The 13,077-nt window shown below is 37.0% G+C and carries 24 protein-coding genes; all 24 read right to left on the reverse strand.

The window, feature by feature from the left end; genetic code table 11:
- Positions 1–52: 52 nt before the first annotated feature.
- The gene (gene eno / locus JL102_RS11670; protein WP_202244592.1) at positions 53–1,339 is read right to left on the reverse strand and encodes a phosphopyruvate hydratase; all 1,287 of its coding nucleotides are present in this window, start codon (positions 1,337–1,339) and stop codon (positions 53–55) included.
- Between the two features lie 30 nt (positions 1,340–1,369).
- On the reverse strand, positions 1,370–2,476 hold the full coding sequence (gene carA / locus JL102_RS11675; protein WP_202244593.1) for a glutamine-hydrolyzing carbamoyl-phosphate synthase small subunit: 1,107 nt from the start codon (positions 2,474–2,476) through the stop codon (positions 1,370–1,372).
- A 97-nt stretch (positions 2,477–2,573) separates the two neighbouring features.
- Positions 2,574–3,107, reverse strand: coding sequence for a 50S ribosomal protein L17 (gene rplQ, locus JL102_RS11680; RefSeq protein ID WP_202244594.1), 534 nt, complete (start codon positions 3,105–3,107; stop codon positions 2,574–2,576).
- Positions 3,108–3,112: 5 nt separating this feature from the next.
- A complete protein-coding gene (locus JL102_RS11685) occupies positions 3,113–4,102 on the reverse strand; it encodes a DNA-directed RNA polymerase subunit alpha (RefSeq protein ID WP_202244595.1) in 990 nt (329 codons plus the stop codon).
- 69 nt (positions 4,103–4,171) lie between these two features.
- Positions 4,172–4,777, reverse strand: a complete 606-nt coding sequence (rpsD, locus tag JL102_RS11690; protein ID WP_202244596.1) for a 30S ribosomal protein S4 — start codon at positions 4,775–4,777, stop codon at positions 4,172–4,174.
- Positions 4,778–4,799: 22 nt separating this feature from the next.
- Entirely contained in the window at positions 4,800–5,192 is a 393-nt protein-coding gene (rpsK, locus tag JL102_RS11695; RefSeq protein WP_202244597.1) for a 30S ribosomal protein S11, read from the reverse strand.
- 44 nt (positions 5,193–5,236) lie between these two features.
- Positions 5,237–5,614: a 30S ribosomal protein S13 gene (gene rpsM / locus JL102_RS11700; protein WP_202244598.1), complete on the reverse strand. Its 378-nt coding sequence runs from the start codon at positions 5,612–5,614 to the stop codon at positions 5,237–5,239.
- 3 nt (positions 5,615–5,617) lie between these two features.
- Positions 5,618–5,734: a type B 50S ribosomal protein L36 gene (gene ykgO / locus JL102_RS11705; protein ID WP_002695078.1), complete on the reverse strand. Its 117-nt coding sequence runs from the start codon at positions 5,732–5,734 to the stop codon at positions 5,618–5,620.
- A gap of 5 nt (positions 5,735–5,739) precedes the next feature.
- Entirely contained in the window at positions 5,740–5,958 is a 219-nt protein-coding gene (gene infA / locus JL102_RS11710) for a translation initiation factor IF-1 (RefSeq protein WP_202244599.1), read from the reverse strand.
- A 3-nt stretch (positions 5,959–5,961) separates the two neighbouring features.
- Positions 5,962–6,735, reverse strand: a complete 774-nt coding sequence (map, locus tag JL102_RS11715) for a type I methionyl aminopeptidase (protein ID WP_202244600.1) — start codon at positions 6,733–6,735, stop codon at positions 5,962–5,964.
- Positions 6,736–6,741: 6 nt separating this feature from the next.
- Positions 6,742–8,055 (reverse strand): preprotein translocase subunit SecY, encoded by a 1,314-nt coding sequence (gene secY, locus JL102_RS11720; protein WP_202244601.1) that lies wholly within the window; start codon positions 8,053–8,055, stop codon positions 6,742–6,744.
- A gap of 2 nt (positions 8,056–8,057) precedes the next feature.
- Positions 8,058–8,504, reverse strand: a complete 447-nt coding sequence (gene rplO, locus JL102_RS11725) for a 50S ribosomal protein L15 (protein WP_202244602.1) — start codon at positions 8,502–8,504, stop codon at positions 8,058–8,060.
- A 12-nt stretch (positions 8,505–8,516) separates the two neighbouring features.
- Positions 8,517–8,696, reverse strand: a complete 180-nt coding sequence (gene rpmD / locus JL102_RS11730) for a 50S ribosomal protein L30 (protein WP_202244603.1) — start codon at positions 8,694–8,696, stop codon at positions 8,517–8,519.
- Between the two features lie 4 nt (positions 8,697–8,700).
- The gene (rpsE, locus tag JL102_RS11735; protein ID WP_202244604.1) at positions 8,701–9,219 is read right to left on the reverse strand and encodes a 30S ribosomal protein S5; all 519 of its coding nucleotides are present in this window, start codon (positions 9,217–9,219) and stop codon (positions 8,701–8,703) included.
- Positions 9,220–9,225: 6 nt separating this feature from the next.
- Entirely contained in the window at positions 9,226–9,573 is a 348-nt protein-coding gene (gene rplR, locus JL102_RS11740; protein WP_202244605.1) for a 50S ribosomal protein L18, read from the reverse strand.
- A 7-nt stretch (positions 9,574–9,580) separates the two neighbouring features.
- The gene (gene rplF, locus JL102_RS11745; RefSeq protein ID WP_202244606.1) at positions 9,581–10,138 is read right to left on the reverse strand and encodes a 50S ribosomal protein L6; all 558 of its coding nucleotides are present in this window, start codon (positions 10,136–10,138) and stop codon (positions 9,581–9,583) included.
- Between the two features lie 10 nt (positions 10,139–10,148).
- Complete coding sequence (gene rpsH / locus JL102_RS11750; RefSeq protein ID WP_202244607.1) at positions 10,149–10,547, reverse strand: 30S ribosomal protein S8; 399 nt, start codon at positions 10,545–10,547, stop codon at positions 10,149–10,151.
- 94 nt (positions 10,548–10,641) lie between these two features.
- Positions 10,642–10,911 carry a 30S ribosomal protein S14 gene (gene rpsN, locus JL102_RS11755; protein ID WP_202244608.1) on the reverse strand — a complete coding sequence of 90 codons (270 nt, stop codon included), beginning with the start codon at positions 10,909–10,911 and terminating at the stop codon, positions 10,642–10,644.
- Positions 10,912–10,917: 6 nt separating this feature from the next.
- On the reverse strand, positions 10,918–11,469 hold the full coding sequence (gene rplE / locus JL102_RS11760; RefSeq protein WP_202244609.1) for a 50S ribosomal protein L5: 552 nt from the start codon (positions 11,467–11,469) through the stop codon (positions 10,918–10,920).
- A gap of 1 nt (position 11,470) precedes the next feature.
- Complete coding sequence (gene rplX / locus JL102_RS11765; RefSeq protein ID WP_202244610.1) at positions 11,471–11,815, reverse strand: 50S ribosomal protein L24; 345 nt, start codon at positions 11,813–11,815, stop codon at positions 11,471–11,473.
- A gap of 2 nt (positions 11,816–11,817) precedes the next feature.
- Complete coding sequence (rplN, locus tag JL102_RS11770; protein WP_202244611.1) at positions 11,818–12,186, reverse strand: 50S ribosomal protein L14; 369 nt, start codon at positions 12,184–12,186, stop codon at positions 11,818–11,820.
- A 2-nt stretch (positions 12,187–12,188) separates the two neighbouring features.
- The gene (rpsQ, locus tag JL102_RS11775; RefSeq protein WP_202244612.1) at positions 12,189–12,446 is read right to left on the reverse strand and encodes a 30S ribosomal protein S17; all 258 of its coding nucleotides are present in this window, start codon (positions 12,444–12,446) and stop codon (positions 12,189–12,191) included.
- Between the two features lie 7 nt (positions 12,447–12,453).
- The gene (gene rpmC / locus JL102_RS11780) at positions 12,454–12,648 is read right to left on the reverse strand and encodes a 50S ribosomal protein L29 (RefSeq protein WP_202244613.1); all 195 of its coding nucleotides are present in this window, start codon (positions 12,646–12,648) and stop codon (positions 12,454–12,456) included.
- A 5-nt stretch (positions 12,649–12,653) separates the two neighbouring features.
- The gene (gene rplP / locus JL102_RS11785) at positions 12,654–13,076 is read right to left on the reverse strand and encodes a 50S ribosomal protein L16 (RefSeq protein WP_202244614.1); all 423 of its coding nucleotides are present in this window, start codon (positions 13,074–13,076) and stop codon (positions 12,654–12,656) included.
- Position 13,077 lies beyond the last annotated feature (1 nt).

Here is a 13,077-nt window from a genome sequence, read left to right on the forward strand (position 1 = left end):
ATATTAAAAAGTAAGGAGAAAGAAAAAGCCCCAACTCATGGGGCTTTTGAGTTTATTTGATATTAAAGGCTTTAATACCTGGGAAGTAGGCGGTTTCTCCTAACTCCTCTTCGATTCTTAGTAATTGATTATACTTAGCCATTCTGTCTGACCTTGAAGCAGAACCTGTCTTAATTTGACCAGTATTAAGAGCTACTGCTAAATCAGCAATTGTACTATCTTCAGTTTCACCTGATCTGTGAGACATCACACTAGTGTATGAGTTCCTTGTAGCTAGATTAACAGTATTGATTGTTTCTGTTAAAGATCCAATTTGGTTAACTTTAATAAGAATAGAGTTAGCAACACCTTGATTAATACCATCTTGCAACCTTTTTACATTAGTTACATATAAATCATCACCTACCAACTGTACTTTATCACCTGTTTTCTCAGTAAGCTTTTTCCATCCGTCCCAATCATCTTCTTCCATGGCATCTTCCAAAGAAATAATAGGGTACTTATTTACCCAATTAGCCCAATAATCAACCATTTCATCAGAAGTTAATTGCTTTCCTGTAGATGCAAAGTCATAAACCTTCTTTTTACTATCATAAAACTCAGAAGAAGCAGCATCCATAGCAATATAGATGTCCTCTCCAGGCTTAAAGCCCGCTTTCTCGATAGCCTGAAGTACCACTTCAATAGCTTCCTCGTTTGAACCAATGTTAGGTGCAAATCCACCTTCGTCACCCACGTTTGTGGAAAGGCCCTTATCAGAAAGTACCTTCTTCAAGTGATGAAATACTTCTGTACCCATTCTTAAAGCATCAGAGAACGTATCTGCTTTCACTGGCATAACCATAAATTCTTGAAAATCTATAGCATTATCAGCATGGCTTCCACCATTCAAAATGTTCATCATAGGAACAGGAAGAGTGTTAGCGTTAACACCGCCAATATATCTATATAAAGATTGACCTGACTCTTTAGCAGCAGCTTTAGCTATAGCTAGTGACGCCCCTAAAATAGCATTAGCACCAAGCTTAGCTTTATTCTCAGTACCATCAGCCTCAATCATGATTTTATCTAATAAATTCTGATCGTATACAGAAAAACCTACAAGCTCTTCCGCCAAGATAGTGTTTACATTATCAACAGCTTTCAAAACACCTTTTCCCATGAAAACTTTCTTGTTTCCGTCTCTTAATTCAACGGCTTCATGTTTTCCTGTTGATGCTCCTGAAGGAACGGCAGCTCGTCCTAGCACACCATTTTCTGTTATTACATCCACCTCAACGGTAGGGTTACCTCTAGAGTCGAGTATTTGTCTTGCGTGAATACTTTCAATTACACTCATTGTATATTAATTTTCAATTAAAATATATATTTATTTTTTACTTTCTTTGATCAAATCTATAAACTGATCAAATAGGTACCTTGAGTCATGTGGTCCAGGTGAGGATTCTGGATGATATTGAACGCAAAAAGCCTTTTTCCCCTTCACTTTAATTCCCGCAATGGTTTTGTCGTTAAGATGTATATGTGTTGCCTCTACCAATTCCGAATTTTCAACATCCTTCTCATTAATAGCAAAACCATGATTTTGAGAAGTTATTTCGCTTAAACCGCTTTCAACATTTTTAATAGGATGATTTAATCCTCTATGCCCATGGTGCATCTTATAGGTAGATATACCACAAGCAATAGCCATAATTTGGTGACCAAGACATATTCCAAAAAGAGGAATATTCTGCTCCAATATTTTGGTTACTGTTTCTACAGCATATGGCATTGCAGCAGGATCTCCGGGACCATTTGAAATGAAATAACCATCAGCCCCCCATTTCTGCATCTCCTCAAAGGAAGTCTTAGCCGGGAACACTTTGCAGTATACACCTCTGCTGCTTAAGCTCCTTAATATATTCTTTTTGATACCAAGATCAAGCACTGCAGCCCTAATTTGACTACTTTCTTCTCCCTCATAATAGGGCTCCTTAGTGCTTACCAACGAAGAAAGTTCCAACCCGTCCATAGAAGGCACCTTCTCAAGTTCATTTTCTAACTCCTGACCTGACAACTCCGATGAAATAATAGCATTCATAGCACCCTTATTTCTAATATGCCTAACCAGCATACGAGTATCTATATCTGCGATACCAACTACACCATTCTTCTCCAAATACTCCTGTAAACTTCCCTCTGCTGTCTTCCTACTGAATAAATATGAATAGTCATTAACGACTATTCCACTAATTTTTGCGCCATCAGACTCCTGTTCAGTTTCAATGGTACCGTAGTTTCCGATATGGCTGTTAGTATTGACAATGATTTGCCCATAGTATGAAGGGTCACTATATATTTCTTGATACCCTGTCATACCTGTATTAAAACAGATTTCTCCTCCGCGAGTGCCTTTTTTGCCTATGGCAGTTCCTTCAAATATTACTCCATCGGCTAATAGTAAATAGGCTTTTTCTCGTTTTTGTAGTTTCATTACTCTCTAGATTTTCTAGTTACAAAAATAAAAAAAGGGATTAGATAAAAATCTAATCCCTTCTTTTTTATAAACTTTTTTCAATGATGATATCTGATCAATCTTTCTTTTCATCTGCGGTTTCGTCAGACGCATCACCTTTCGCCTTTGGCTCTTCAGCTTTTGTTTCTGTAGTAGCATCAGCTCCTGAAGCTTCAGCAGTTTGGCTCTTACCACCTCTTCTACTTCTTCTGGTTTTCGATTTAGCAGGCTTATCACCTTGTAATAACAATTCGTTATAATCTACTAATTCTATAATGCACATATCCGCATTATCACCAAGTCTATTTCCAGTTTTAAGAATTCTGGTGTATCCTCCTGGTCTATCAGCTATTTTCTCAGCAACCTCATCAAAAAGCATCTTTACAGAGTGCTTATCGTTTAGATAAGAGAAGACCATCCTTCTTGAGTGAGTAGTATCTGCTTTAGCTCTCGTAATTAAAGGCTCCACGTATTTTCTTAACGCTTTAGCCTTTGCTACTGTAGTAGTGATCCTCTTGTTTATAATCAACGAAGCAGCCATGTTAGAAAGCATTGCCTTTCTGTGAGGAGCTGTTCTTCCTAAGTGATTAAATTTTTTCCCGTGTCTCATTTTAATTATTCTTCTTCAAGTTTATACTTGGATAGATCCATTCCAAAAGTAAGGTTCTTATCCTGAACCAACTGTTCTAATTCAGCTAATGATTTTTTACCAAAATTTCTGAATTTCATCATGTCAGAAATTTCAAGCTTCACTAAATCACCTAATGTTTTTACATCTGCTGCTTTTAAACAGTTATAAGCTCTAACAGACAGATCTAAATCATTTAAAGGTGTTTTAAGGAGCTTTCTCATGTGAAGCATCTCCTCATCCACTTGCTCGATTTCGCCTCCTTTATCTGTCTCAAGCTCAATTGACTTGTCTGAGAACAGCATAAAATGCTGAATAAGTATGTGGGCTGCTCCTTCCAAAGCTTTTTCAGGATGAATGGAACCGTCAGTTTCAATATCAAGCACAAGCTGCTCGTAGTCGGTCTTTTGTTCTACCCTTGTATTTTCGATGCTATATTTTACATTTTTAATAGGTGTAAAAATGGCATCTATTGGAATGTATCCAAATACTTGTTCAGATGGTTTATTTTCTTCAGCAGGTAAGTATCCTCTACCTTTCTCCACATTCAGTTCTACCTCTATATCCACTGATTCGTCAAGATTACAAATTACCAAATCAGGATTTAACACTTCAAAAGCAGATGTACTTTTGGCAATATCTCCAGCCGTAAATTCTTTTTGTCCTTTTATGGCTACTGTTATCTTGTTATCAAAAGACTCACCTATTTTCTTAAATCTAACCATCTTAAGATTTAAGATTATCTCTGAAACATCCTCAACAACGCCCTCAATAGTAGAAAATTCATGTAATACACCAGGTATTTTAATTCCTGTAATTGCATGACCTTCTAATGAAGAAAGTAATATTCTTCTCAAAGCGTTACCTATGGTAACCCCATACCCTTTTTCTAATGGTTTAAAAGTAAATAAGCCGTGGAAATCATCTGCTTTTTCCATTACGACTTTGTCAGGCATTTGAAATGCTAAAATTGACATAGGTTTTTGCTTTTATAGTTATAGCCTTACTACCATGTAGTAAGGCTAATATTATTATTAAGTTATAAATTACTTAGAGTAAAGTTCAACGATTAACTGTTCGTTGATATTCTCCGGTATTTCATCCCTTTGAGGTAAAGTTACTAATTTACCTACCATTTCGCTACCGTCCCATTCTAACCAAGGGAATCTCTTTACTCCATTTGTAGCTAAACTGTCAGTGATTGCCTCTAAAGACTTAGATCTCTCACGAACACCTACAGTATCTCCAGGCTTAATAGCCACAGATGGTATATTTACAACCTCGCCATTTACAACGATATGCTTATGCAGCACAAGTTGCCTGGCAGCTCTTCTTGTAGGAGCTATTCCTAAACGGAATACAGTGTTATCAAGTCTAGTCTCTAACAACTGAAGTAATACTTCACCTGTAATACCAGACTTTCTTGAAGCTTTATCAAAAAGATTAGCAAATTGCTTCTCCAACACACCATAGGTATATTTGGCCTTCTGCTTTTCCATCAATTGGACAGCATATTCAGATTGCTTACGTCTTCTTCCACGTCCATGCTGACCTGGAGGATAACTTTTCTTTTGCAATGCCTTGCTTGGGCCAAAAATTGGCTCATTAAAGCGTCTGGCTATTTTTGTCTTTGGACCTCTATATCTTGCCATTTTATACTATTCTTTAGAAATGTTATACTCTTCTTCTTTTAGGTGGTCTACATCCATTATGAGGTAATGGAGTCACATCTTTGATAGTGGTGATTTCGATACCAGAATTTTGGATAGTCCTGATAGCTGATTCTCTACCCGCACCAGGTCCTTTAACAAAAACTTCCACTTTTCTCAACCCAAGATCATATGCCTTCTGTGCACAATCCTGAGCTGCCATCTGAGCTGCATAAGGAGTATTTTTCTTAGAACCTTTAAATCCCATTTTTCCAGCTGAAGCCCATGAAATTACCTGACCTGTTGTATTAGTCAAAGAGATAATTATGTTATTGAAAGAAGCCTTAATGTGTGCTTGGCCAATCGCCTCCACAGCAACTACACGCTTTTTTGCTTTATCTTTTCTTTTTTGTGCCATTGTATTCTTTTGGTTATTCGGTCGTTACCTTATAACTTTATTTATTATTTAGTCGCCTTCTTCTTATTGGCTACAGTCTTTCTCTTTCCTTTCCTGGTTCTGGAATTGTTCTTAGTCCTTTGCCCTCTTACAGGTAGACTCTTTCTATGTCTCAATCCTCGATAACATCCAATGTCCATTAATCGCTTAATGCTCATTTGAACCTCTGATTTCAATACACCCTCTACTTTAAAGTTTTCACTTATAATGTTTCGGATGGCTGTTGACTCGTCGTCTGTCCAATCTTGTGCCTTTTTGTCCCAATCAATTCCAGCCTCAGTCAATATATTCTGAGCACTACTTTTACCTATACCAAATATATAGGTAAGGGCGATTACACCTCTTTTGTTATCTGGGATGTCTACTCCTGCAATTCTTGCCATAGCTTAGCCTTGTCTTTGTTTAAACCTAGGATTTTTTTTGTTGATCACGTAGACCTTTCCTTTTCTTCTGATTATCTTACAATCAGCGCTACGCTTCTTTACTGACGCTTTAACTTTCATGTCTCTTATTTATATCGATAAACAATTCGTCCTTTTGTTAAATCATACGGTGACATTTCTAATTTAACTCTGTCACCTGGTAAAATCTTAATATAGTTCATCCGCATTTTTCCAGAGATATGAGCTATCACCTCATGAGCATTTTCCAATTCTACTCTGAACATAGCATTGGACAACGCTTCGGTAATCGTGCCATCTTGCTCTATAGATTTCTGCTTTGCCATATATTAAAAATTAAAGTTCTCTTCTATAAACTTATGGGTCGTTAAGACCTCTGTTCCTTCTTTAAATACTGCCACCGTGTGCTCATAGTGAGCTGATGGCTTTCTATCTGCGGTTCTTATTGTCCAACCATCAGACTCTTGCACTACATTGCGCGTTCCTAAATTTACCATTGGCTCAATCGCTATAACCAATCCGTCTTTCAACTTAGGTCCACGCCCCCTCTTGCCATAGTTCGGCACTTCAGGTGATTCGTGTAGGTCTTTACCTACACCATGTCCAACCAATTCTCTTACCACTCCATATCCAAAACCCTCAACGTACTCTTGTATAGCATAAGCTATATCACCTATTCTATTTCCGAAGATGGCCTTTTCAATACCTTTATACAAAGAATCCTTGGTTCGCTTTAACAAGTTAATAATCTCATCATCCACCTCTCCTATAGGATAAGTATAAGCAGAGTCACTATGAAATCCCTTGTAAAAAACCCCACCATCAACAGATATAATATCGCCGTCTTTTAACTCATAGTCACTTGGAAAGCCATGCACCACATCTTCATTAACAGATATACATAAAGACGAAGGAAAACCATTATAATTCTTAAATGAAGGAACACCTCCATTATCCCTTATATACTCCTCCGCTATTCTATCCAGCTCAATGGTTTTTACACCCGGCTTAATGGCCTTCGCCACTTCACCGTGCGCTTTACCTAGTATAAGTGCACTTTCCTTGATTAACTCAACCTCTTCCCGACTCTTATAATATACCATCTAGTGCTATGCTGCTACTGTTTGAGATCTACCTTTCACCTTACCAGACTTCATCATTCCTTCGTAATGTCTCATTAGCAAATAGCTTTCAATTTGCTGCAGGGTATCCAAGATAACACCTACCATAATTAAAAGAGACGTTCCTCCATAAAACTGTGAAAAGTTAGCACTTACACCAGCTTGCACAGCGAATGCAGGGAGTATTGCCACTATGGCTAGAAAGATTGAACCTGGCAGAGTAATTCGGGTTAATACTTCATCTATAAAATCTGATGTTTGTTTCCCGGGCTTTACACCTGGAATAAAACCACCATTTCTTTTCAAATTATCCGCAATATCATTCGGATTAACAGTAATTGCAGTATAGAAGAAAGTGAATAATAGAATTAAAATACCAAATAGCAAATTATACTGCCATGAATACGGATTTGAAAAAGTTGATCCAATATAAGATCCTACTTCGCTTTCCTTCCATATTCCAGCAATCAAAGGAGGTATAAACATCAGAGCTTGAGCAAAGATTATAGGCATTACACCAGAAGCATTTATTTTCAAAGGAATATAATCCCTCTTACCTCCATACAGCTTATTACCAATAACCTGCTTCGCATATTGAATAGGAATTCTTCTAGTAGCTTGAGTTAATGCTACCACCCCTACTACGATAAAGAACAATGCTACAATTTCCAATACAAACATAAGTGCTCCACTCATGCCTCTATCCAACATTTCATTTAACAAAGATCCTGGTAACCTTGATATAATACCGATCATAATCAGCATAGATATACCGTTACCTATTCCTTTGTCTGTAATTTTTTCACCCAACCACATACAGAACATCGTTCCTGCTACCAAAATGATCATCGAAGTAACTTGGAAAAATGAAGGAGAATACATAATAGCCTCTCCTGGAATAGTAGTGGCCAAATAACCCGCTGATTGAGCAAGTGTAATTAAAATAGTAAGTACCCTAGTTATTTGAGTTAATCTCTTACGACCAGACTCTCCTTCTTTCTGCAATTTTTGGAAATAAGGAACAGCTACCGTTAACAATTGTATAACAATTGATGCGGAGATATAAGGCATGATACCTAAAGCAAATATCGATGATCTTTTAAACGATCCACCTAAGAAAGTATTCAATAAATCGAATATTCCTCCTTGAGGTCCCGCTCCTAAAGCATCTGTATCAACTCCAGGTAATACAATATAAGATCCGAGTCTAAATACTATCAGAAAACCGATAGTATTTAGAATTCGAACTCTCAAATCTTCTATTGCGAATATATTCTGTATAGTAGTGAAAAACTTTTTCATAATTATAGTTGAGTAACTTTACCACCAGCAGCTTCTATCGCTTTGGCAGCAGAGGAAGAGAACGCATGCGCTTCAACATCAACCTTAGATTTCAATTCACCTCTACCTAATATTTTTACTTTATCATTTTTACCAGCAAGACCATGTGAGATCAAATCACTTAAATTGATAGTATCTACACTAGCACTGTCTACAAGAGCTTGGATAGCATCTAAATTGATGGCTTTAAACTCTACCTTGTTAGGATTAGTGAATCCAAACTTAGGTACTCGTCTTTGTAAAGGCATTTGCCCACCTTCAAAACCTATCTTTTTAGAATATCCTGAACGTGACTTAGCTCCTTTGTGACCTCTTGTAGAAGTACCACCTTTTCCAGAACCTTGACCACGACCAATTCTCTTCTTACTTTTTACTGAACCTTTTGCAGGTGTTAATGTATTTAATTTCATCTGTTCAATCGGTTATAGTTCACTTACAGATACTAAATGGCTCACCTTGTTGATCATTCCTTGAATCTGAGGTGTTAACTCCACTTCTACGGATTTGCTGATTTTACCTAAACCAAGAGCCAGTATCGTTCTTTTTTGTCTTTCAGGTCTGCCTATAGCACTTTTTACCTGAGATATTTTAACCTTTGCCATTTTATTAACCGTTAAAAACTTTAGATAAAGAAACTCCTCTGTCTTGAGCTACTGTAAATGGATCTCTCATGTTTGTCAAAGCATCAAAAGTAGCTTTAACCACGTTATGAGGGTTAGATGATCCTTTCGACTTGGCCAACACATTGTGTACTCCAGCACTTTCTAATACAGCACGCATCGCACCACCCGCTATTACTCCAGTACCAGGAGCCGCAGGCTTTAACAATACAAAACCTCCACCAAACTTACCAATTGATTCGTGAGGAACGGTTCCTTTTATAATAGGTACTTGAACAAGATTCTTTTTAGCGTCATCTATACCTTTTGTGATGGCGTCTGTTACCTCATTAGCCTTACCTAATCCGTAACCCACAACTCCATTACCATTACCAACAACTACTATCGCTGAAAAACTAAATCTTCTACCACCTTTTACTACTTTAGCTACCCTTTTTATGGCAACAACCTTTTCTTTAAGGTCTATTTCGCTAGCTTTTACTGATCTTATATTACTCTGAGACATATCGCTTTAAAATTTTAGACCTCCCTCTCTGGCACCTTCAGCTAAAGCTTTCACTCTACCATGATAAAGATAACCACTCCTATCAAATACAACTTTTTCAATTCCGTCAGCTTTGGCTTTTTCAGCAAGCTTAAGACCAACGTTTTTACTAACATCCACATTAAGACCTTCTTCATCAATATCTTTGGAAGAGCTAGCCAATAATGTATGTCCTTTTGTATCATCTATTAACTGAGCATATATTCCTTTATTGCTTTTGAAAACAGATAATCTTGGCTTATCAGCAGTACCAGAAATTTTGTTTCTGATACCTTTCTTTATTCTAAGTCTTCTTTTATGTTTATTTAATGCCATATCCTAATTATTTAGCAGCTTGCTTACCAGCTTTACGTCTTACTATTTCTCCTACAAATCTTACACCCTTACCTTTGTATGGTTCAACCGGTCTAAGAGCCTTAATTTTAGCTGCTACCTGGCCAATCAATTGCTTATCGGACCCTTCTAAGGTAACAACAGGATTCTTTCCTTTTTCTGTTTCAGCATTCACAGAAATTTCGGATGGAATAGCAAGAAAGATATTGTGTGAATATCCAAGACTTAATTCCAATACATTATTCTGAGCAGTGGCTTTATAACCAACACCCACTAATTCCAATTTCTTTTGATATCCTTCGCTTACGCCCACAAACATGTTGTTTATAAGCGAACGGTACAAGCCATGCATTGCTTTATGTCTTTTCTGCTCAGTCGGCCTGTCCAGAATCAACTCGCCTTCATTTTCAACCAATTTGAAGGAAGGATCAATTTCTTGCGTAAGCTCTCCTTTAGGTCCTTTTACTGTAACGACTCCAGCTTCTTTGTCGTATGTGTAAGTAACACCATTTACGAGCTTAATCGGTTTTTTCCCTATTCTTGACATTATTATTTAATTAATATACGTAACACAATACCTCACCACCAATATGAAGGTCTTTAGCTTCTTTATCTGTTATTACTCCCTTAGAAGTAGATAAAATAGCTACGCCAAGACCATTCAGTACTCTTGGAAGTGCATCTGCCTGAGCATACTTTCTTAAACCAGGCTTACTTACCCTCTCGATGTGGTAAATAGCAGGCTTTTTTGTCTCTGTATTATATTTCAGAGCTATTTTGATATTTCCCTGATGATTATCAGTCTCCTCAAACTTATAGTTAAGGATATATCCTTTATTATGCAACACTTTCGTCATTTCCTTCTTTATATTAGAAGCAGGAATATCTACTATTCTGTGACGGGCTTTGATTGCATTTCTAAGCCTGGTTAAATAATCTGCTATTGGATCTGTCATTTTCTTCTTTATCTAACGTAAAATTGCAACCCTGCTCAAACAGGCCTGCAAAGATACAGAACAATTTCTTTGAATAAAAATAAAAGAGAATTTTTTACCAACTGGCTTTAGTAACGCCTGGTATTTTCCCTTCAGAAGCCATCTCCCTAAATGTTACCCTAGAAATTCCAAATTTCCTCATATAACCTTTAGGTCTACCTGTAAGCTTACATCTATTGTGTAATCTTACCGGAGAAGCATTTCTTGGTAATTTATCCAATGCTTCATAATCACCAGCTTCTTTAAGAGCTTTTCTCTTAGCGGCATACTTAGCCACAAGTCTTTCTCTTTTCTTTTCTCTTGCTATAACAGCTTTTCTTGCCATAATATTTTAGTTTTTATTTGCGAATGGCATACCGAATGCCTTTAGCAACTCGTAACTTTCTTCGTCTGTTTCAGCAGTAGTTACGAATGTAATATCCATACCACTGATTTTATTAACCTTATCGATACTTATTTCAGGAAATATAATTTGTTCTTTAACACCTAAGGTATAGTTACCTCTACCGTCAAATCCTTTATCACTAATTCCTCTAAAATCTCTAACTCGAGGTAATGCAATGGACATCAAACGATCCATAAATTCATACATTTTATCTCCTCTAAGAGTCACTCTGGCTCCGATAGGCATACCATCTCTTAACTTAAAGTTTGAGATAGATTTCTTAGACTTCGTTGCAACAGCCTTTTGACCAGAAATTGTAGTTAGTTCTTCCAGGCCTATATCAACTAATTTTTTATCAGCAACAGCTGCACCTATACCCTTATTGATACATACTTTCACCACCTTGGGTACCTGCATTATTGACTTATACTGAAATTTGTCTTTTAAGGCAGACACAATTTCCTTTTGGTATTTATCTTTTAATCTTGGATTAGCCATTTTATATAAATTCTCCAGTTTTCTTAGAATATCTCTGCAGCTTATCCCCCTTATCTGGGTTCTCCTTTCTACCTGTTCTTACCGCATCACCAGTAGCTGGATCAATAAGCATCAAATTGCTTATATGTATAGCTGCCTCAGTTTTCTTTATTCCACCCTCAGGGTTATCAGCAGAAGGTTTAACATGCTTAGTAACCATATTAACACCTTGCACAATAGCTCTTTGCTTTGAGGTTATTACTTCTAAAACTTCACCCTCCTTACCTTTAGAGTTTCCAGAAATAACTTTTACCTTATCTCCTTTTCTAATGTGTAGTTTAGCTTGTTTATTTTTTGATCTCTCCATGATTATAATACTTCAGGTGCTAGTGAAACAATTTTCATGAATTGCTTTTCACGCAACTCTCTAGCCACAGGTCCAAAAATACGAGTACCTCTCGGCTCGTCATTTGCTGTTAAAAGAACTGCTGCGTTATCCTCAAATCTGATATAAGACCCATCTTTTCTTCTAACTTCTTTTTTGGTACGAACGATAACCGCTTTAGAAACCGTACCTTTTTTTAAGTTACTGGAAGAAAGTGCAGACTTAACTGATACAACAATCTTATCTCCTACTGAAGCGTATTTCTTTCCAGTACCTCCTAACACACGAATACAAAGAACTTCTTTTGCTCCGCTGTTATCTGCTACATTTAATCTAGACTCTTGCTGTATCATTATTATTTAGCCTTTTCGATGATTTCAACTAATCTCCACCTTTTATTTTTACTCAAAGGACGAGTTTCCATTATACGAACGGTGTCGCCAATTCCGCACTCGTTCTTTTCGTCATGAGCCGTAAACTTGGTAGTTTTATTTACAAACTTACCATAGATAGGGTGTTTTTCTTTACGTTGTACACTTACAGTGATAGATTTCTCCATCTTGTTGCTTACAACCTGCCCTATTCTTTCTTTTCTTAATTTTCTAGACTCCATTTAAATATTATTTAGCAAGTTTTTTAGCCGTTAATTCAGTCTTCAATCTGGCAATTAACCTACGAGTCTCCTTAATTTTCATAGGATTTTCAATAGGCGATATAGCATGAGCAAACTTCATTTTTCGGTACGCCTCTTCCTCACCAGCTAACCTTTGGTTTAGCTCTTCTATATTTAGTGCTTTTATTTCCGAATTTTTCATTTTTCTTATGATTCTACGTAATCTCTGCGTACTGAAAATTTAGTTTTAATTGGAAGCTTCTGTTGTGCTAATCTCAACGCCTCCTGTGCAAGCTCCTTCTTAATACCACCTGCTTCGAATAGGATAGTACCTGGTTTAACAACAGCTACCCAATACTCAGGAGCACCTTTACCTTTACCCATCCTTACCTCTGCAGGTTTTTTGGTTACAGGCTTATCAGGAAAAATTCGAATCCAAACCTGACCTTCACGTTTCATCGCTCTAGTCATGGCTATCCTTGCCGCTTCTATTTGTCTTGATGTGATCCATCCTGGCTCTAATGCCTTTATTGCAAAAGCACCGAAAGCTATTCTATGTCCTCTTTGGGCAATTCCTTTGATTCTACCCTTTTGTTTTTTCCTGAATTTAACTCTCTTTGGCTGTAACATA

The organism is Fulvivirga sediminis, assembly GCF_016757215.1.
In the GTDB taxonomy this organism is placed as follows: domain Bacteria; phylum Bacteroidota; class Bacteroidia; order Cytophagales; family Cyclobacteriaceae; genus Fulvivirga; species Fulvivirga sediminis.

Coding starts and splice junctions, on each gene's coding strand:
- eno (WP_202244592.1), bottom strand. CDS start 1,339: ATGAGTGTAATTGAAAGTATTCACGCAAGACAAATACTCGACTCTAGA.
- carA (WP_202244593.1), bottom strand. CDS start 2,476: ATGAAACTACAAAAACGAGAAAAAGCCTATTTACTATTAGCCGATGGA.
- rplQ (WP_202244594.1), bottom strand. CDS start 3,107: ATGAGACACGGGAAAAAATTTAATCACTTAGGAAGAACAGCTCCTCAC.
- JL102_RS11685 (WP_202244595.1), bottom strand. CDS start 4,102: ATGTCAATTTTAGCATTTCAAATGCCTGACAAAGTCGTAATGGAAAAA.
- rpsD (WP_202244596.1), bottom strand. CDS start 4,777: ATGGCAAGATATAGAGGTCCAAAGACAAAAATAGCCAGACGCTTTAAT.
- rpsK (WP_202244597.1), bottom strand. CDS start 5,192: ATGGCACAAAAAAGAAAAGATAAAGCAAAAAAGCGTGTAGTTGCTGTG.
- rpsM (WP_202244598.1), bottom strand. CDS start 5,614: ATGGCAAGAATTGCAGGAGTAGACATCCCAGATAACAAAAGAGGTGTA.
- ykgO (WP_002695078.1), bottom strand. CDS start 5,734: ATGAAAGTTAAAGCGTCAGTAAAGAAGCGTAGCGCTGATTGTAAGATA.
- infA (WP_202244599.1), bottom strand. CDS start 5,958: ATGGCAAAGCAGAAATCTATAGAGCAAGATGGCACGATTACCGAAGCG.
- map (WP_202244600.1), bottom strand. CDS start 6,735: ATGGTATATTATAAGAGTCGGGAAGAGGTTGAGTTAATCAAGGAAAGT.
- secY (WP_202244601.1), bottom strand. CDS start 8,055: ATGAAAAAGTTTTTCACTACTATACAGAATATATTCGCAATAGAAGAT.
- rplO (WP_202244602.1), bottom strand. CDS start 8,504: ATGAAATTAAATACATTAACACCTGCAAAAGGTTCAGTAAAAAGTAAG.
- rpmD (WP_202244603.1), bottom strand. CDS start 8,696: ATGGCAAAGGTTAAAATATCTCAGGTAAAAAGTGCTATAGGCAGACCT.
- rpsE (WP_202244604.1), bottom strand. CDS start 9,219: ATGTCTCAGAGTAATATAAGATCAGTAAAAGCTAGCGAAATAGACCTT.
- rplR (WP_202244605.1), bottom strand. CDS start 9,573: ATGGCATTAAATAAACATAAAAGAAGACTTAGAATAAAGAAAGGTATC.
- rplF (WP_202244606.1), bottom strand. CDS start 10,138: ATGTCAAGAATAGGGAAAAAACCGATTAAGCTCGTAAATGGTGTTACT.
- rpsH (WP_202244607.1), bottom strand. CDS start 10,547: ATGACAGATCCAATAGCAGATTATTTAACCAGGCTTAGAAATGCAATC.
- rpsN (WP_202244608.1), bottom strand. CDS start 10,911: ATGGCAAGAAAAGCTGTTATAGCAAGAGAAAAGAAAAGAGAAAGACTT.
- rplE (WP_202244609.1), bottom strand. CDS start 11,469: ATGGCTAATCCAAGATTAAAAGATAAATACCAAAAGGAAATTGTGTCT.
- rplX (WP_202244610.1), bottom strand. CDS start 11,815: ATGGAGAGATCAAAAAATAAACAAGCTAAACTACACATTAGAAAAGGA.
- rplN (WP_202244611.1), bottom strand. CDS start 12,186: ATGATACAGCAAGAGTCTAGATTAAATGTAGCAGATAACAGCGGAGCA.
- rpsQ (WP_202244612.1), bottom strand. CDS start 12,446: ATGGAGTCTAGAAAATTAAGAAAAGAAAGAATAGGGCAGGTTGTAAGC.
- rpmC (WP_202244613.1), bottom strand. CDS start 12,648: ATGAAAAATTCGGAAATAAAAGCACTAAATATAGAAGAGCTAAACCAA.
- rplP (WP_202244614.1), bottom strand. CDS start 13,076: ATGTTACAGCCAAAGAGAGTTAAATTCAGGAAAAAACAAAAGGGTAGA.